Here is an 18,973-nt window from a genome sequence, read left to right as displayed (position 1 = left end):
TCATTTTTGACGAATCACTTTATTGAAATAAGAAACTGTTAATACATAGTACAGACCGTAAATTGCAGAATAAACAACAATCCAAATGAGCACAGGTGTCACGATATTCATATTAAACAATGTTGAGAAAGCCTTTAACGCAAACACACTGTGTAAAATGCCTAAAATAAGTGGAATCCCAAAAATCAAGCCAACTTGAGCGCGGATTGTTTTTTTCATTTCTTTTGAGTTCACGCCAATTTTAAATAACACCTCGTATTTGCCTCGATCCTCCTCGGCATCGGTAATCATTTTGAAGTAAATAACGCTCCCCATCGCCATAAGAAATACTAAGCCCAAAAAGCTCCCAGCAAACAGTAGCGCCCCATAGGATTGCACCATTGATTGATAGATTGCAGGATAGCTTGAGAGGGTTTCACTCTCCCCGATTTGCTCGCGGATTTTATCAGATACTGCTAACTGATTTTTTTCATCCTTCATTTCAACCATTTGATACGAAACTGCCTCACCTTGAATGGCTTCGTATGCCTTGTCCGTTACAACCGCTACAACAAATAGTGATGGCGTATTAAACATCGACTCATCTGAAAAGCTTTCAATCGTAAATGTTTGTTCGCCTACTTGCATGGTCTTCCCTGTGTAATCATCAGAAAAACGCGCATCGTAAAAGCTATCAATAATAAACGCATTATTTCCCAACAACGTCAACGCTTCCTTCCCTTGCAAAGAAGTTATTTTATTATACTGAGATAATTTAATGAACGCATAGTTATACACGTCACCGTATATACTTAAATCACTGTTTTTAACCTCTATATTTTCGTTGTATATTATTGCGTCTGATTGTATATTTACAGAATTACCCTGCCACATAAACGTATTTGGTGCATATTTTTGTGCTTCTTTTCCAATATTGTAATAAAGGCCAAATACCGCGCCACCCGCTGTTATGGTCGTCGCACTCAAAATCGCAATTAATGTTAACGTTTTCGCATTTCCACGAATACGATACAGCATTTGCGATACAGTCATTAAATTCAAACCGCGCCATGCAAAGTGGACATTATTTTTCATTTTCGATAATACGAATACCGTTACGCTATGGAATAATAAATATGTCCCAAACACAACGAGTAGAACGATAATCAGCGGTGTCGTTAAAATCCCTAGCATTTTCCAAGTCTGCGAAGTCGACATATCGACAGAGGCTAAATAATAGCCTGCGCCAATCATCGCCACCCCTAAAATAGCAGCAATCGCCTTCGCTTTTGGCAGCGCCTCACCCTTTTTTTCTGCATGGAACAAGTCAATTAACTTAAATTGATAAATAACAAAGTAACCCTGCAATGATGTGAGGAAGAAGATGATCATAAATAGCAACATCGTCTGACGAACTGCCTCACCCGAAAATGTAAAACTTGAAACAATATCTAAATTCATTAACTGAATTAATATCGCTAAAATGCCCTTCGAAGTAAAGAACCCTAGCAAAATGCCGACAATTAATGAAAATAGCCCAATCACCATATTTTCGAAAAACAATAAAAAACCAATTTGCTTTTTGCGAACACCCAGTAATGAATACAGGCCGACTTCTTTTTTACGCTTTTTCATAAAAAATGAATTCGAATAGGCAATAAAAATTGCAACAAAAATAATAAGCATTACCGAAGACACATTCATAAGTGTGCTAATCATCGAACCACCGTCAGCAAAATCATCGCTAAATTTCAACGTGACAAATGTGAAGTAAATACAAATACTAAAGACCATCGAGCCAACATAAAGTGAGTAGCTTTTCATATTGCGGCGAATGTTTTTTAATGCCAAATCAAATAATGTCATGCATATCACCATCCGTTGCTGCTAATTCCTCTAATATAAATTGGAAAAACTGCTTCCTTGATTTCGTACCGCGAAATAGCTCCTTCGATAACTCACCATCTTTAATAAGCAAAATGCGTTGACAAAAGCTTGCGGCATACGCATCATGTGTAACCATCATAATCGTCGCGTTTTGCTGTGCATTTAATTTACTCATACTTTCGAGTAAATCTGTAGCCGATTTTGAATCGAGTGCGCCAGTTGGTTCATCAGCAAAAATCATTTTCGGTGCTGTAACAAGTGCGCGTGAGGCTGCTGTACGCTGCTTTTGCCCACCTGAAATTTGATATGGATATTTATCGAGTAAGCCTTCAATCCCAAACTGCGCGGCAATCGTTTCAACGCGCTCTTTAATTTGTGCTGGCTGTACTTTGGCAATCGCCAGTGGTAGCACGATATTTTCACGCACTGTCAAAGAATCGAGCAAGTTATAATCTTGGAAGATGAAGCCTAAATGATCGCGGCGAAAATCGGCGAGCTTTTCTTCCTTCATTTTCGCAATATTGGCGTTGTCGATTACAATGTCGCCATTAGAAGCGGAGTCAATAGTCGCTAAAACGTTTAGTAATGTGGATTTCCCAGCACCTGAAGGACCCATTACCCCCACGAATTCCCCTTGTTCAATATCAAATGTAATATTTTTCAGTGCTTCAAAAGTAGCTTGGCCTTTACCGTACACCTTTGACACATTGTTTACTTGTAAGATTGTCGTCATGTCAAACACCTCGTTTTGTTGTTGCTTTTACTATACCGCGCAAACCTTACAGTAAACTGCGTCCAACCTTACGAAAATCTTAAATCGTTCGTCACATACGTCATATATTTGTCATACAATATTCATAACATGACAAGGGCAATTTCCTGTAATCGCCCATAAACATTGATACAATGGGTTTTATACCATTTTTTATACTTTACATATCATTTACAGTTCTATTAAAATGGCATTTTTGTGCTGTTTTTGCGTTATAGTGTATGTAAGTTCAAAAGAGTATTTAGACTTTTTGCATGATTCCACCGTTGCAGGATACCTAGCTGCTAGCATGTAAAAACTCAACAATATTCATTATGCTTTGAACCATTTGACTACCACCTCATTCATAAGGTAGGCTAGCACACACCTAGCCTAAACGAAAAAAAGAAGAAGGCACGAGCTATCCTCCCAATAGTAGCTCGTGCCTTCTTTCGTTTTGATTATTTTTTACCGTATCGCTTCGGCATTTGCATAATTGCATCCCACACACCGCTAAATGGTGGTGCGTATGCTAAGTCCAAATGTAGTAAATCCTCAAATGTCATTTCGTTATAAAGCGCTGTTGCAAATACATCGATACGCTTATCGACCCCATTTTCCCCAACCGCTTGCATGCCTAGTAACTGACGACTTTGCTGCTCTACAAGCATGCGCAGTTTCATCGGACGTACATTCGGATAATAGCTTGCGATATCGTTTACTTCCATTTCATACGCTTCTACAAGTGCATGCAGTTGATCGGCATCTGCATTAGTTAATCCCGTCATTCCAATTTGCAAATTGAAAAATTTTAAAATCGATGTGCCCACAATGCCTTGATATTTTTGCATGTAGCCAGCAATATTTAAACCGGCAATACGTCCTTGCTTATTCGCTGTAGAGCCTAGCGGTAAGTAATCCATCTGACGCTTAATACGGTGATAATGGGTTGCACAATCGCCTGCTGCATAGACATGTTCAATAGATGTTTCCATATGTTCATTAACAATTAATGCCCCGTTTTCGAGTTTCGCAAAGCCATTCGCAAACTGCGTATTTGGACGTACCCCCGTTGCGACAATGACTAAATCGGTCTCATAAATACCTGATGCCGTGCGTACCCCTTCGACATGCGTTGCCCCTTTAAAACCTAGTGTCGTTTCGTTTAGTAATACTTCAATGCCATGTTTCCGTGCTTCCTCTAACACCATTTGCGCTAGCTTTGGATCTAAAGCTGACATCAAACGCTTCCCGCGATGAATTAAACGCACCTCTAACCCGCGCTCACGAATCGTTTCTGCAACTTCCAAACCAATATAACCCGCACCAATAATCGTCACATGCTTCACATTAGGTAATACACGCATTAACGCCTCCATTTGTGGAATGGTTTTCACTGTATGAATGCCCTGTAAGTCTGCATTTTCCAGCCGAGGAATTATTGGTGAGGCCCCTGTTGCAATTAACAATTTGTCGTATAAAAATTCAAATGGTTCACGGCTATTCACATCCACGCCACTCACCTTTTTTAACTTCGTATCAATATTCGTTACTTCATGAAAAATCCGTGCATCAATTCCGTATTTTGCACGGAACTCTTCAACATCTCGTGCGATTAAATCATCTGTATGTGGCACTTTTCCGTTAATGACATACGGCAAACCACATTGCCCGTATGAATAGACATCGCCCTTTTCTAACACTAAAATTTGTGCAGCCTTATTATTGCGCACAATTTCCATTGCCGCGCTCATTCCTGCCGCATCTCCTCCGATAATTACTACCTTCACCGTGCACCACTCCTTCTAAGTCTAATCCCATTTCAGAAAATATTTTTTATCTTTTGTATACTTTATTCATGTTCATTAGTTATATAAGTGAGTTAACTTACCATTAGTAAAACATATTTTCAATCATTTCACATGAACGATGCTTAATGTGACATGCATTTATTTTTTTCACTGTTTTTATTCGCTCCAAAACTTCTAAAATCTCCCTCCACTATATTCCGAAATCCGAAAAATATGCTACACTAACTATCAGAATACTCTAATAAAGGAGCAATCCCACTATGACAAAAACAACAATCGGTATTATCGGCACAGGTGTTGTCGGCGAAAGGATTATTAACCAAGCGTTAAACAACGAACATTACGAAATCGCCGCTATTTTTGATACGAATGAACAACGTACGAAGGAATTACAGGAAAAATACAACGTCAACACAACAAATGATTTACAAGCACTACTCAACTTAAGACCTGACTGGGTGTATATCGGCACACCGCCCGTTAGCCATGCCTCATTAACACAGGAAGTCGCCAAGCACGGGCTTCATATTTTATCAGAAAAACCACTTGCCCATGATGCCTCGGACGGTGAAGTCATGGTACAAGTCGCACAACAATCGAATGTCAAAACAGCGATGCACTTCCCGCTAATGTACGGAGCAGCGGTGCATCAATTCAAAAAAGAATTAGCAAGTGATATGGGCGATATTATGCGCATTGAACTACATACATATTTCCCAGAATGGCCGCGCAAATGGCAGCAAAACCCGTGGATTGCTTCACGTGAGCAAGGTGGCTTCATACGTGAAATTTTCCCACACTACTTACAGTTAACGCATCATTTATTTGGCGATATCGACATTACTGTACACGAAACGACATATCCACAAAACGAAGCACTATGTGAATCAGGCGTATCCGCATTAGCAAAAACAATGAGCGGTATTCCAATGGTCATAAATGGACTTGCAGGCATTGGCCAAGAAGAACGCATCGACTATAAAGTTTTCGGTACAAATAAAACGGTCACATTGCGTAACTGGTCACAAGTATTCACAGCAAAAGCCTATGAAGCAGAAGTAGAAGTTATTGCAACCGAAATGCCCGAAACGATGCTAGACGCTTGCCGTAAAACACTGCTTGGTGAAAATGCCTTTATCGTACCATTTGAAGAAGGGTTAAAGGTTCAACGTTGGATAGATGAGTTATTAAAATAGCAAATCATTTTATAAGGGGACGTTTTTATGATGGATTTATTACATTATCCGTTTGCGAGTAAACGCAATACGGTCATTGCAAATCGTGGGATGGTTGCAACATCACAGCCACTTGCTGCACAAGCTGGGCTTGATATTTTAAAAAAGGGTGGCAATGCGGTTGATGCAGCCATTGCAACAGCAGCAGCCCTTACCGTTGTCGAACCAACATCAAACGGGATTGGTGGAGATGCCTTTGCACTTGTTTGGATGAACGCCGATAAAGAGCTTTATGGATTAAACGCTTCAGGTCCTTCTGCCAAAGCGATTTCAAAGGAAGCATTAACAGCACGCGGGATCGACAAAATGCCGATACATGGCGTCATTCCGGTAACTGTTCCAGGTGCTCCTGCGGCTTGGGTAGCACTATCAAAGCGCTTCGGAAAATTACCTTTAACGGAAGTGTTAGCACCCGCGATTTCTTATGCGGAGGACGGCTACCCGATTTCCGTTACACTTGGACAAAACTGGCAAAACGCTTATAAAAAGTACAAAAAATCACTCACAACCGAAGAATTCAACGCTTGGTTCGACACGTTTTCAATCGATGGGCGCATGCCGGAAATTGGTGAAATGTGGCGTTCTCCCGGTCATGCTGACACATTACGTAAAATCGCCGCGACAAATGGCGAGGCTTTTTATCAAGGGGAACTTGCAGAAAAAATCGATACATTCATGAAACAGCATAATGGCTTTATAACGAAAGACGATTTAGCAAGCTACGAGCCGGAATGGGTTCAACCAATTGGTGTAAATTACAAAGGCTATGACGTATGGGAAATCCCACCAAACGGACAAGGCATCGTCGCACAAATGGCGCTAAATATTTTCCAGCATGCAGAAGCAAAATGGCAGGACATTGATACATTGCACAAGCAAATTGAAGCAATCAAGCTTGCCTATACAGACGGTAAAGCCTTCGTCACGGAGCGTGCAGAAATGCCGGTAGATACTGATACATTACTTTCAAAGGATTACGGTGAAAAACGTTTTGCCGAAATTACCGATACAGCACTTCTACCAAAGCCATTTGATATTCCAAAAGGTGGTACGGTGTTTTTAGCAACCGCAGATGCGGACGGCAACATGGTATCATTCATTCAAAGTAACTATATGGGCTTCGGTTCAGGTATTGTGATTCCAGGAACAGGCGTATCTCTACAAAATCGTGGCTATGATTTTTCATTAGATGAAAATCATCCAAATTTTTTAAAACCAGGAAAACGTACATATCATACAATCATTCCAGGCTTCCTAACGAAAAATAACGAAGCCGTTGGACCATTTGGCGTTATGGGTGGCTATATGCAGCCTCAAGGACATTTTCAAGTCGTAACGCATACGGTTGATTTCGCGCTAAATCCTCAGGCCGCGCTCGACATGCCGCGCTGGCAATGGATGGGTGACAAACGTATTGAAGTTGAACCACATTTCCCAAATTATTTAGTCCAAGCCTTGCAGCGTAAAGGTCATGATATTCATGTTGCAATCGATGGTAGTATTTTCGGACGAGGACAAATTATTTGGCGCGATCAAAAAACAGGCGTACTTTACGGTGGAACAGAGCCACGTACGGATGGCACAATCGCAGCCTGGTAAAATAAGTATAAGCTTCGATGCATGTTATCTCTATGCACCGAGGCTTTTTTGGCTCTTTATCCTTCCCCTTTCAAATACAATGGCATACTTATCCCCTACCGAAACATACATCATAACCTTCTGAAACCGCCAGCTTTATTATTTTTTTCATTACCTTACTTAATAAGATGTCACCTTCTGCATGAACGTATATATCGTTTATCTGCTTGAAATTTTCCAAAGCGACAAGTTTATTTTAACTTTATTGTTGCATTTTCTTTCGTTTCAGCATATATTTTTCCTTAAGGAAACATATTATCGTTAATGAAAAGGACTGAAAATTATGACTGTTGAAGTTTTAATGATTCTTTTATGTCTTATTTGGTTTATTTTCTTACTTGCATGGCTCCTAACAAAATCAGTGACGTTCGCGACGTTATTTTTTGTGACATGGATTAGCTTACGGTATGTGATTCACAATCATTATTTGAAAGATAAGGAGTTTAAAAGACAATGAAACGTTTTTTAGGGATTTTGGGGGTTTTAGGATTATCTCTTATGTTAGTAGGATGCGGAAATGAGGGATCATCAACTAGTGAAAAAAAAGAAGGAAATATCGTCGCAACTACAAGTCAAATTGGAGATGCCTTAAAAATTATTGGCGGTGATCATTTACAAGTAACAACATTAATGGGACCTGGCGTCGACCCACATTTATACAAGGCGACACAAAGTGATCTGACAAAGCTGGATGGAGCAGAGGTAATTTTTTACAACGGCTTACATTTAGAAGGACAGATGCAAGAAATCTTTGACCAAATGGCAGAGGAAAAAACCGTGCAAGCAGTCGCGGGGAAAATTGATAAAGCACAATTATTAGCGGATCCCAAAAATGCAACATTACACGATCCCCACATTTGGTTTGATATCGATTTATGGAAGGAAGTTGTGAATACAATTTGCGATACGTTAGTTGAAGAATATCCTGAACATAAGGATGATTTTGAGGCAAATGAAGAAGCTTACTTAGCGCAGTTAGATGAACTAAAGCAATACACAGCTGATAGAGTCCAAGAAATTCCAGCGGCGCAACGAATTTTAGTAACCGCCCATGATGCCTTTAACTACTTTGGTAAAAGTCAAGGGTTTGAAGTACGAGGTCTTCAAGGCTTAAGTACGAATTCAGAGTATGGCGTAAAAGATGTGCAAAATATGGTCGACTATTTAGTAGAGAACAACATTAAATCGATATTTGTAGAGTCCAGTGTCTCCGATAAGGCGATGAAAGCAGTAATTGAAGGCGCTAAGGAAAAAGGTCATAGCATAGTAATTGGCGGCCAACTGTTCTCAGATGCTATGGGAGCCGTGGGAACAGAAGAAGGTACGTATTTAGGCATGTATAAACATAACGTTGACACGATTGTCAATTCATTAAAGTAGGTGAAATAGATGGAAGCATTAGTAGTTCAAAACTTATCGGTTGCTTATGATAAAAAGACGGTATTGGAAAGTGCAAGCGTTTCAGTACCAACTGGACATTTAGCAGCCATTATTGGTCCAAATGGGGCTGGAAAATCGACATTTTTAAAGGCGGTATTAAATCAGCTGCCAAACAAAGTTGGAAATGTAGCGATTTTAGGGAAGGCTTTTTCTCCAAAAAGCTTACAGGTTGGCTATGTTCCTCAGCGCAATGCCGTTGACTGGGATTTCCCAACAACAGCGATTGATGTTGTATTAATGGGGCGTTACGGCCATCGAGGCTTATTTAAACGTCCTACAAAAAACGACCGCGCACTCGCTATGGAGGCTTTATCGAGTGTTGGCATGCAGGATTTTGCAGACCGCTCTATTGGCCAACTTTCTGGCGGTCAACAGCAGCGGGTTTTCCTAGCTAGAGCACTCGCCCAAAATGCAGAGATATACTTTTTAGATGAGCCCTTTGCAGGGGTAGATGCTGCAACAGAAAAAACAATTATCGATATTTTAAAAAATTTAAAGGCACAGGGGAAAAGTATTTTCGTTGTTCATCATGATTTGCAAACCGTAAAGGAGTACTTTGACTATACGATTTTATTAAATAAAACGATTTTAGCGGCAGGGAAAACCGAGGAAGTTTTTACACCCGATAAACTACAACAAACCTATGGCGGAAAATTATTCATAATGGAAGCGATGTAAGGAGGAGTTACGATGTTATCAGGAAATTTACTGTGGGTACTAATCGGTACAATGCTTCTCGGTATAGCAGCGGGTATTACAGGGACATTCTCCTTCTTACAAAAGCAAAGCCTAGTAGGTGATGCAGCTGCCCATGCTGCATTACCCGGTATTGCTATCGCCTTTTTACTAACAGGACAGAAGGAACTACCTATTTTAATGGTCGGGGCTGCTATTACCTCTGCACTTGCTGTGTACTGTATCCAATGGATTGTTACGTATTCAAAGTTAAAGGCTGACGCAGCAATTGGCCTCGTATTAGCGGTGTTTTTTGGAATTGGGATTGTGCTCTTAACGATTGTCAATCGCAGTCCACTTGGCAATCAAAGTGGGTTAAATGACTTTATTTTCGGGAAAGCCGCGACGATGACAAAGTCAGATTTAACTTGGCTCTTTATAAGCGCAGGAATCATTATTTTAGTAAGTCTTTTACTGTACAAGGAATGGAAGCTGATGATTTTTGACCCTGTTTATGCAAAAGGAATTGGTTTACCTGTTGAGGCATTAAAAGCCTGTTTAACGGCACTTATCGTCATGACAATCGTAACAGGTATTCAAGCAGTAGGTGTTATTTTAATGTCCGCACTTCTTATTATCCCAGCGGCAAGTGCTAAGCTTTGGACGAAAAAGTTAAATACAATGCTATTATTTAGCGCCATTTGTGGTGGATTAGCAGGTGTGGCAGGTACATTTATTAGCTCCATTCGTACAGGGTTATCTACTGGGCCAATTATTGTGTTATTTGCAGCTAGTATTTTTTTCATTTCATATGTTTTTAGTCCAAAATCCGGACAGTTAAGCAAGTATTTGAGGAAAAAGAAATTTCAACAACAGGGTGATGTGTCATGATTGAATTTTGGGTCATTTTAACGGGTATATTAGTCGGAATTACGTGCGGTATAGCAGGTGTATTTTTAATTCTTCGTAAAATGTCTATGATTGCTGATGCGATTAGTCATACCGTGCTGTTTGGAATTGTTATGGCCTTTATCATAACGCAAACATTAAATGGTTTTTGGATGTTAGTGGGTGCGGCTTGTGCAGGGATTTTGACAGCTTATTTAGTACAGTTACTACAATCTTCAGGCATTCAGGAGGATGCTGCGATTGGGGTTATATTTACATCATTGTTTGCGGCCGGCGTGCTACTTATCACATTATTTGCAGGGAATGTTCATTTAGATGTAGAGCATGTTTTAATGGGGGAAATCGCGTTCGTTCCTTGGGATAGATGGACATTGTTGTCGATTACTATGCCCAAAGCAGTATGGATGCTGCTTTTAGTGCTAGTAATCAATATTACTTTCCTTGTACTGTTTTATAAGGAAATGAAGTTATCAACGTTCGATCCTGTTTATGCTGCAACAATCGGCTTACCGGTTATGCTATTACATTACGGCTTTATGACGACGATTTCGTTAACAACTGTTTCAGCATTTGATAGTGTTGGCGCAATTTTAGTAGTAGCGATGCTTATTGGTCCAGCAGCTACCGCCTATTTGATTAGTAAATCCATTAAGCAAATGTTTGTATGGAGTATCACTTTTGGCGTGACGGCAGCTGTAATCGGATATTATAGTGCGAAATGGTTGGATACTTCAATAGCAGGTATGATGGCAACAATTGTTGGAGTTATTTTTATTGTGGTATTTGCAATTGATAAGATAAATGCGCATTTAAATAAAAAAGTAGTCGCGGAAATCGATACGGAAGAACACAACTCTAACATTTAACCAAGGATACTTTAAAACAAACAATCATTTAAATGTTACGTTCTTCAATATTTAAAATTGGCACTTTTTGTTCACTACGAGCAAAAGTGCCTATTTTATTTGTGCGTTATACTCAGTTACATCTCTTATAAATTAAAAAGGACAACACGACATTCCGTGTTGCCCAAATTCCTTATTCTACGTCCTCTGTTGCTGGTGGCGCTAATATTTCTTCCTTACAGAACGCTAAAATCATCGCCTCTTCATCATCTTCAAGTGCGAAATCCAAAATTTCGTTGTTTGTTTTATCGGTAATGAAATAATTCATGATACGTACATCTTCGTTAATTAACCCAACGATTGCGCGGATTTCTAAGCCCGCTTCTGAATATAGCTCATCGTCCTCATCTACCTCTACATCTAATAAAAACTCAAAGCGCTTGCCCTCGATAATGTTTGTAGGATCTAAAATTTCATCAATTAAATAGTGTGTAATGTTCATGTAAATGGCTCCCTTTTTGGAAATCTCCCTTCTTATGATAAACGAAAATTTGAGCGCGTCAAATAACATGGCTAATTTTGCACGTGACAGGTAGTTTTTCGTATGCCAAACTAGATTTTAAGGAGTGATACAACATGAAGGATTTATTATATTACCAAGACGCCACGATTTCAGCATTTCATGCCAACATCATAAAAACAGATCGCGATGAAAATGGAAATTATATCGTATTAGATAATACAGCCTTTTACCCAACTGGTGGCGGGCAGCCGCACGATACAGGCTGGATACAAGATATAGAAATTATTAATGTCGAAAAAGTAGAAGATGAAATACGCCATTATACATCAAATAATGTTTCGGGTATTTCCGGGGAAATTTTTGCGAAACTCAATTGGACACGCCGTTTTGATCATATGCAGCAACATACAGGTCAGCATATTTTAACAGCGGCCTTTGTCGAATTATTTGATATGGCAACGACAAGCTTCCATTTAGGGACTGAGCTTGTAACAATCGATTTAAATGTGAACGACGTAACGGACGCACAACTAGCGGACGCTGAGCAACGTGCCAACGAAATTATTTTAGATAATCGCCCAATCGAAACAAAATGGGTAACTAAAGACGAATTGGCGAACTATAACTTACGAAAAGACGTAAAAGTAGATGAGGATATTCGCTTAGTCATTATCCCAGACTACGATTACAACGGCTGCGGCGGCACACATCCAATGTCTACAGGACAAGTGGGACTCCTTAAAATTTTAACTACCGAAAAAATGAAGCAACAAATTCGCGTGCATTTTGTTTGTGGTAACCGTGTCTTGCAACAATTAGCGATGCGTAAAAATGTATTATCCGATGTCGCACGTCAATTAAGCGCACCTGAGGAACAAGCTAGCGAGGCATTACGAAAATTCGCCACAGCTGCAAAACAAACAGAGAAAAACTTAAAAGATGCACAGGACGCATTATTACAATTCGAAGCAAAAGAGTTTGCCAATGAAAACATAGCAGCTCGTACATTCGAAAATCGCTCAATCCAAGATTTACAAAAGCTCGCACGATTCATCACGGAGCAAAATGACCAGGCCGTTGCACTGCTCGTCTCGACGAATGATGACAAGCTACAATTCGTAGCAGCACGCGGCAAAGCAAATACGACTTCAATGAAAACTGTTTCAACAGCCGCGCTTCCGATTATTAACGGTAAGGGTGGCGGTAGTGATGCACTAGTACAGGGTGGTGGCGAAAAAGTAATCCCTGCTGAAGCACTACTTGAAGCGATGAATGCAGCATTATAAAACAACGAAAGGAGCTGTCCAAAAGTAAATACTTTTTGGACAGCTTCCGTCTCATGTATTATTAATCCGCTGTAGGCGGTGCTTCTGTGGTGGTAAGAATAAGGAACGAATGCTAAAAGCGTCACGCCCTGTGACAAAGCATTCATGACCAACATCGTGTTGGCCTCCATCTTCGGTTCAAAGGGATTGTCCCAGAAATATTTCTCGGACATTCCCTTTCTCACGCTGCCTTTAACCCGTTCATCCCACGGCGTACATTCGTCACATCGGTATAACCAAGCCTCACAAGCTCCTTACATGCCTTATTACTACGTACCCCACTCTGACAAATCACAACGATTGGTTTGTCCTTCGGTAAATCACCTAAATACGTGCCAAGCGGACGATTAATAAACCGCGGAATGTGTGCTTCTTTATATTCATTGGCCGAACGCACATCTACAAAAACGATGTCATCTTTTTCAAGCAACGGCTGTAATTCCTTCGTTGTAATATACTTCACGCCTTTTTTCGGCATAAAGCGAAAAATCATGACTACGATTAATACAAGTGCAACCCATGTAATCCATTGTTCCATAACTAACTCCTTTAAAGCTTTTTTCTTCATTGTACCTAAACCCGTTACTATGTTGCGAGTATAGTGTTCTTTAAATTATAGTCCGTTATGCTACGTACCGGATTCACAAATAAAAACAGCACAAGGAAGCCCCTGTGCTGCTCAACTTATAATTTAAATTGCTGTATGGCTACTTGTAATTCACGTGCCATATCGGATAACCGCTCTGCTTGTTTGGTCATTTCATCGACCGTTTGAAGCTGACCTAATGCCGATACCGCAACATCTGTTACATAGCCCGCTGATGATGTAACAGAAGCCGACATTTCTTCCATTGACGCCGAAACTTCCTCTGTGTTGGAACTCATTTCTTGTGCTGAGCCACTTAACTCTTCAATTTCTGTCGCAATATGTGTCACCGCATCCACAATTTCACTAAAGCGCTGTTCTAACTGGTTAATCGACTGTAAACCAAGTTCCACATTTTCTTCACCTGATTCTGCTGCGTACACCGCTTCCTCTGTATATTGCTGCACCTTTTGAATCAATACATTAATTTGTGCCGCTGAATGTGCTGTCTGCTCAGATAACTTGCGCACTTCACCCGCTACAACCGCAAAACCAAGTCCAGCTTCACCTGCACGTGCTGCTTCAATCGATGCATTTAATGCCAGTAAATTCGTTTGATCTGAAATATCGGTAATCATTTTTGAAATTAATCCGATTTCTAACGATTCTTGCTTCAATTTATGAATAACCGCAAGCTCAATTTCCATGCCATTTTGAATCGCATTCATTTGTGCAATTGAATGGCGAACCGCGCTATAGCCATCGTGCACTTTCGTTTCAATAAAGTCCGTATGCTGTGACACCGTGCTAGCCACTTCCGCTACTTGTTGAATGCCGTTTGCCAGTTGCCCCATTGTTGCTGCACTTTCTTCTGCCACTTGCGTTTGACTTACTACACCGCGCTTTACTTCTTCAATTGATTGCGCAATGATTTTTGCATTGTCTGCCACATTCGCAACATCGCCCATTAAATCACACGAAGCTTCATTAACATTTGACGAGCCTATTTGCACTTTTGTAATCATCGTCCGCATATTTTCTACAACTTGGTCTAGTGAATGTGCCAAAACGCCCAACTCATCTTTACGCTTTAAATGACGTTCGTTCGGTTTATGTGTAAAATCTCCCTGCCCTACAAACTCACTTACCTTTACTACCGAGCGAATTGGCCGACTAATGCTATTCGATACGAAAAAGGCAAAGCCAAATCCGATAAACAACATACCAAATGTAAAGGCACTTAAAATAATGCGCATTTGCTTTAAGCCAACGAACATTTCATTTTCTTCCGCCATTACAGCGATAGACCATCCATTATCTAATTGATGGTGACCTAAAAAACGATTGTTGCCATCTGAATGTTTAAATTCATAAAACCCTTCTTCTACGGAAATGATTTTTTGAATGGCAGTCGCTTCGCCCGTTGTTGTTCCAGTTGCTTCGGCTTCAGCAATAAAATTCATTTGATTTTTTACATAATCTGCATTTGGATGCGCTTGAATTGTACCTTCAGCATTTACTAAAAATACATACCCTGTTTCCCCAACTACGATATCTTGTAAAATGTTCGATAAAAAGTAGCCATCAATACGTGCTAATAGAAGTGCCTTTTCGCCAGTAGTTGTATCAATTGGTGTAGCTATCATAACGACAGGTTCATTTGTTACCCGACTAATAATTGTATCCGACATTGCTGTTTCACCAGCAAAAGCTGCTTTTATGTATGAGCGATCTGCTAAATCGACCGTCGAATCATCTAAATAATGCGCAACACCCTTTGCATCAACTATCGCAAATTCTAAATAATCATCGCTTTCTGCTAAGCGCTTATTTAAATACACTTTCTGCTCGGCAAAATCCATATTACGGATGACTTCTTGCTCTGCAATACTTTCTACTTCGATATTCGTACGCTTGAAAAACTCTTCCATATAGTTAGAGACATCCTCTGCCTTTGATTGCAAGTTGTCACGAATTTGTACCTCAAGCGAGTTATAGCTATTGTAATAACTCGACACACCTAAAACGGCACATGTGAATGTTAGTAATACGATAATTGATGTCGTTAATTTTGCACCAATCCCCCAATTTTTCATTAAACTCCCCTCCAATTAACAATTAAGACCTACTAACCAAAATAGTCCATTTTATTTATTTACATTCTATATTTTTCTACTATTAACACTTGTTTCATCATATAAAAAATCTATTCGGAAGTAAATAACATTCCTTGTGTATATTTTCCAACAAAAAAACACCACTAATGTGATGTTTTTTTTACTTAGACTTCAATTGTACTGTGATAATTTCAGGTAAATTAAAGATACGGAAAGGGAAAAGGCTATTGCCTAGCCCTCTGCTAATAATCATTGTCGTATCTTGCTCCTTAAAAACACCTGCTGTATAGCTTGGGAAAAAACCCTGCCCCGGTGCCAAAATGCCACCAATAAACGGCAATCGAATTTGACCGCCATGTGCATGACCTGTAAATACTAAATCCATTTCCTTTTCGACGTATGCTTCGAATTGCTCAGGTCGATGAGATAACAGCATCGTAAAGGAATCGGTCCCTACATTTTGTCGTGCTGCATCAATCGACACATCCACATTTTGTCCTATTAACGGATCCTCAATACCAAGAGCAACGATGCGTTCCCCGTTACGCTCTAACGTTACTGCGTCATTTGGTAAGACGTGCACACCTAAATCAGTCAGCGCTGCATAAATTTCATCTACTAAATTTAATGACACTTCATGATTCCCTAGCACGTAATAAACATCCGCAATTTCCACAAACTGCGCAACCGCCTGTAAACTGTTGTCCAAATCATAGCGCCTACTATCGACTAAATCACCCGTTATAAAAATCGCATCTGGATTGGTAGCCCGTACTTTTTTTACTAACCGTGACTGATTTTCTCCAAACGTTGCATCATGCAAATCCGTTATTTGCGTAATGCGAAAGCCGTCAAAGCTTTGCGGAATCTTTTCGGATTCATGCGTAATCTCTGTTGTCACGAGCCAATTATTATTTACATAGAGAAATACATAAATAGCGGCTATTCCTATTATCAATTTGATTAACTTTTTCAACGTACTCGCTCAATTCATTGAAAGTTTTAGTGGTCTTTAATTCCACCCACTGCTATCAATGATATTGAAGTGCTTCGGAACATTCAAGTATAAAATCCGATTTCCTATTAATCGATTTGCTAAATCCGATGATCTATATTCGTTCACCGCATTACTTAACATTGTCACCGACATATCAATTGATTTCATCGTGACCTTTGTATTTTCGTCTTCAATATAAATCGTATTATTACTAAAAGTAATGCTCGGCTGCTTTACGTACGGCGTCGTATCTACCCGATTTAAATACGTCGGCATTTCATAATAGCTGGCCGTTATTTCATGATCCGCCGTATCCACCCAATTAATATAGGTGTGAATATAACGAAGCTCCTGTTCACGATTAATGTAAACATCTTCTGTAGTCGGTGTAAACTTCACTGTAAACTTTACATCCTCTTCATTTAAAACACTAAAATCACGCATTTCTAGACGCTCGGTAATCTCCTCGTTTTTTGCTTGCTGAGCCTCAAGAAACGCCATTGACTCTACCTTTTCAATATTTTGAGAGGCAACTGCTAAATAAACAAACGCCACCACACCACAGGCAATATACACAAGTACTAAGTAAACGGTGCGCTTCGGCTTCCAAATACGAAACTTTGCCATAAAAATCACCAATAAAATAATGACAGTCGCCTGTATAATTGTAATTAATAACACCATACTCATTAACGATTCACCTCTCTACGTTGACGAATCACCAAAATAATTGCCCATAATAGCACAATGTACAAGCTACTGCGCCCGACAATTGCCCATATGCTTGCGCCAAATACGACACCCCATAGCGAAATCGTATATGCCCGAATCGCTAAAATCAGCACAACTGCCAGTAGCACAAAGACGATTTTAGAAAACTGAAACACGACACGTACAAAATAGCCAACCGCGCAGGCTAGTGTAATACATACCACAAAGGCGAAAAGGGTATTTGATGAGAAAAATTGATTTTCTAATACAAAGGGGGTATCCGTTTTTATTATTTCTAGCGCAATAGTAATACAATGGATGCTTAATGCAGAAATGACGGTAAAAATCGCTAACACCATCGTAAATAACAGCGTTGAAATCACTTCCATTCGATTCGTTGTCACAATCGAAAATTGATCACGCGACAAGGCACCTGACGCAAGCATCCAGCCCATTCCAAGCATTAAAATAACACTATAAATAAAGAGAACATCTAGTGTATAGACCCGAGCCTCATAGGAAATAAAACCTCCCCCGAGTCCCATCGACCCTGTTCCTTCTGAAAATAAAAATCCTAAAATTACATGCACTAAAATCACAGTACTAAACATTGAGCTATATGCCTGACACTTCCACTTCACCTGCTCCCAAATATTACGCGCCGGATTCGCTACTACGATAGATGTCATCAACCGAACCTCCCTTCGAAGTCGTTAGCACTTTACATACATCACTTACCGATAAGTTTTGCATACGCACTTGCGGTGGTAGCGGCAAATCATTATTACGTACAATCGCCTCAAAAATCGGGCCATTCTCACGCGTCAAGAGCACCTCATAGTTTGCTAAATATGGCTCAATATTGTCCTTTTGCCCGACAAGCCTCACCGCTAAATTTTGCACCTCATCTACTGGGGCAAATAGCTCCACCTGACCTTCATGTAGTAGCAAAATATCTTCTATTAAATGCTCCATTTCATTCAAATAATGGCTTGAAATAATGAGGATGCGTGGATGTGCTAAAAAGTCCTTTAAAATGACACGGTACATATCATCACGAATCGTTTCGTCCATCCCATTCATTGGCTCATCGAGTAACGTCACCGCGCTGCGACTGGCGATTCCATAAATTAAATCGAACGCAGCCTTTTGCCCCTTTGACAGCTGATGATGATGATTTTTATGTGAAATGCCACTAAATTCAAGCAACTCAAACGCTAAATCTAGCGCAAATTTTGCATAAAATCTTGGTGCTATATGCAAAATTTCTTTTAGCGTTAGCACCGTTGGAAACGTCATGGCGTCTTCTATTAAAATCGTATTGGCTGCCACCGTTAAATTTTGAAAGGCCCTCTTCCCAACTACCTCAACCTTGCCATTAGATGGCTTCAAATGCCCTGCTAATATTTTTAATAAAGTCGATTTCCCCACACCATTCCGTCCGATAAGTCCAATGATTTTCGGTTCGCCAATTTGAAACGAAACATTTGCTAAAATCACCTTTTTCCCATAACGTTTTTGCAGTTGTTCGCAGAAAATCACTT

Annotated in this window: 18 protein-coding genes; 7 read left to right on the top strand and 11 right to left on the bottom strand. The window is 39.9% G+C overall.

Translation table 11 applies throughout. The features are described 5' to 3' along the window. The 3 genes from LZ480_RS18200 to LZ480_RS18190 form a co-directional block, all read right to left on the bottom strand. Positions 1–1,845 carry an FtsX-like permease family protein gene (locus LZ480_RS18200; RefSeq protein ID WP_241370967.1) on the bottom strand — a complete coding sequence of 615 codons (1,845 nt, stop codon included), beginning with the start codon at positions 1,843–1,845 and terminating at the stop codon, positions 1–3. Then, a complete protein-coding gene (locus tag LZ480_RS18195) occupies positions 1,832–2,599 on the bottom strand; it encodes an ABC transporter ATP-binding protein (RefSeq protein WP_241370966.1) in 768 nt (255 codons plus the stop codon). The genes LZ480_RS18200 and LZ480_RS18195 overlap by 14 nt, the downstream gene beginning before the upstream one ends. Before the next feature lie 479 nt (positions 2,600–3,078). Beyond that, complete coding sequence (locus LZ480_RS18190) at positions 3,079–4,407, bottom strand: FAD-dependent oxidoreductase (protein WP_241370965.1); 1,329 nt, start codon at positions 4,405–4,407, stop codon at positions 3,079–3,081. Between the two features lie 281 nt (positions 4,408–4,688). On the opposite strand from LZ480_RS18190, the gene LZ480_RS18185 reads away from it, so the two are divergent. Together LZ480_RS18185 and LZ480_RS18180 are read left to right on the top strand one after the other, a co-directional pair. Next, entirely contained in the window at positions 4,689–5,624 is a 936-nt protein-coding gene (locus tag LZ480_RS18185) for a Gfo/Idh/MocA family protein (RefSeq protein WP_241370964.1), read from the top strand. Positions 5,625–5,654: 30 nt separating this feature from the next. Next, positions 5,655–7,262, top strand: coding sequence for a gamma-glutamyltransferase family protein (locus LZ480_RS18180; protein WP_241371000.1), 1,608 nt, complete (start codon positions 5,655–5,657; stop codon positions 7,260–7,262). 88 nt (positions 7,263–7,350) lie between these two features. Here the strand turns inward: LZ480_RS18180 and LZ480_RS20135 are convergent, their stop codons facing one another. Further along, the gene (locus tag LZ480_RS20135) at positions 7,351–7,482 is read right to left on the bottom strand and encodes a diguanylate cyclase domain-containing protein (RefSeq protein WP_408641640.1); all 132 of its coding nucleotides are present in this window, start codon (positions 7,480–7,482) and stop codon (positions 7,351–7,353) included. 272 nt (positions 7,483–7,754) lie between these two features. Between LZ480_RS20135 and LZ480_RS18175 the strand changes: the two genes are divergently transcribed. Genes LZ480_RS18175 through LZ480_RS18160 form a run of 4 tightly spaced genes read left to right on the top strand, consistent with a single transcriptional unit; the run spans position 7,755 to position 11,191 of the window. Further along, positions 7,755–8,681 carry a metal ABC transporter solute-binding protein, Zn/Mn family gene (locus tag LZ480_RS18175; protein WP_241370963.1) on the top strand — a complete coding sequence of 309 codons (927 nt, stop codon included), beginning with the start codon at positions 7,755–7,757 and terminating at the stop codon, positions 8,679–8,681. 9 nt (positions 8,682–8,690) lie between these two features. Then, complete coding sequence (locus LZ480_RS18170) at positions 8,691–9,419, top strand: metal ABC transporter ATP-binding protein (protein ID WP_241370962.1); 729 nt, start codon at positions 8,691–8,693, stop codon at positions 9,417–9,419. Positions 9,420–9,431: 12 nt separating this feature from the next. Continuing rightward, positions 9,432–10,307, top strand: coding sequence for a metal ABC transporter permease (locus LZ480_RS18165; RefSeq protein WP_241370961.1), 876 nt, complete (start codon positions 9,432–9,434; stop codon positions 10,305–10,307). After that, complete coding sequence (locus tag LZ480_RS18160; RefSeq protein WP_241370960.1) at positions 10,304–11,191, top strand: metal ABC transporter permease; 888 nt, start codon at positions 10,304–10,306, stop codon at positions 11,189–11,191. The genes LZ480_RS18165 and LZ480_RS18160 overlap by 4 nt, the downstream gene beginning before the upstream one ends. 172 nt (positions 11,192–11,363) lie before the next feature. On the opposite strand, the gene LZ480_RS18155 is transcribed toward LZ480_RS18160, so the two are convergent. Then, positions 11,364–11,672, bottom strand: a complete 309-nt coding sequence (locus LZ480_RS18155; RefSeq protein ID WP_241370959.1) for a DUF6509 family protein — start codon at positions 11,670–11,672, stop codon at positions 11,364–11,366. A 134-nt stretch (positions 11,673–11,806) separates the two neighbouring features. On the opposite strand from LZ480_RS18155, the gene LZ480_RS18150 reads away from it, so the two are divergent. Next, complete coding sequence (locus tag LZ480_RS18150; protein ID WP_241370958.1) at positions 11,807–12,979, top strand: alanyl-tRNA editing protein; 1,173 nt, start codon at positions 11,807–11,809, stop codon at positions 12,977–12,979. 220 nt (positions 12,980–13,199) lie between these two features. Here the strand turns inward: LZ480_RS18150 and LZ480_RS18145 are convergent, their stop codons facing one another. From LZ480_RS18145 to LZ480_RS18120, 6 genes are all read right to left on the bottom strand, one after another. Beyond that, positions 13,200–13,556: a rhodanese-like domain-containing protein gene (locus tag LZ480_RS18145; protein WP_241370957.1), complete on the bottom strand. Its 357-nt coding sequence runs from the start codon at positions 13,554–13,556 to the stop codon at positions 13,200–13,202. Positions 13,557–13,702: 146 nt separating this feature from the next. Beyond that, the gene (locus tag LZ480_RS18140) at positions 13,703–15,700 is read right to left on the bottom strand and encodes a methyl-accepting chemotaxis protein (RefSeq protein ID WP_241370956.1); all 1,998 of its coding nucleotides are present in this window, start codon (positions 15,698–15,700) and stop codon (positions 13,703–13,705) included. Between the two features lie 181 nt (positions 15,701–15,881). Beyond that, the gene (locus LZ480_RS18135) at positions 15,882–16,697 is read right to left on the bottom strand and encodes a metallophosphoesterase (protein WP_241370955.1); all 816 of its coding nucleotides are present in this window, start codon (positions 16,695–16,697) and stop codon (positions 15,882–15,884) included. 36 nt (positions 16,698–16,733) lie between these two features. After that, positions 16,734–17,408, bottom strand: a complete 675-nt coding sequence (locus LZ480_RS18130; protein ID WP_241370954.1) for an O-antigen ligase family protein — start codon at positions 17,406–17,408, stop codon at positions 16,734–16,736. After that, positions 17,408–18,118 carry a silver transporter gene (locus LZ480_RS18125; protein WP_241370953.1) on the bottom strand — a complete coding sequence of 237 codons (711 nt, stop codon included), beginning with the start codon at positions 18,116–18,118 and terminating at the stop codon, positions 17,408–17,410. The genes LZ480_RS18130 and LZ480_RS18125 overlap by 1 nt, the downstream gene beginning before the upstream one ends. After that, complete coding sequence (locus tag LZ480_RS18120; protein WP_241370952.1) at positions 18,084–18,971, bottom strand: ATP-binding cassette domain-containing protein; 888 nt, start codon at positions 18,969–18,971, stop codon at positions 18,084–18,086. Before LZ480_RS18120 ends, LZ480_RS18125 begins: the two co-directional genes overlap by 35 nt. Positions 18,972–18,973 lie beyond the last annotated feature (2 nt).

It is taken from the genome of Solibacillus palustris, assembly GCF_022549215.1.
GTDB classification, from domain to species: domain Bacteria; phylum Bacillota; class Bacilli; order Bacillales_A; family Planococcaceae; genus Solibacillus; species Solibacillus daqui.
The sequence above is the reverse complement of the archived record's forward strand: the minus strand, read 5'-3'. Positions and strand labels throughout refer to the sequence as shown.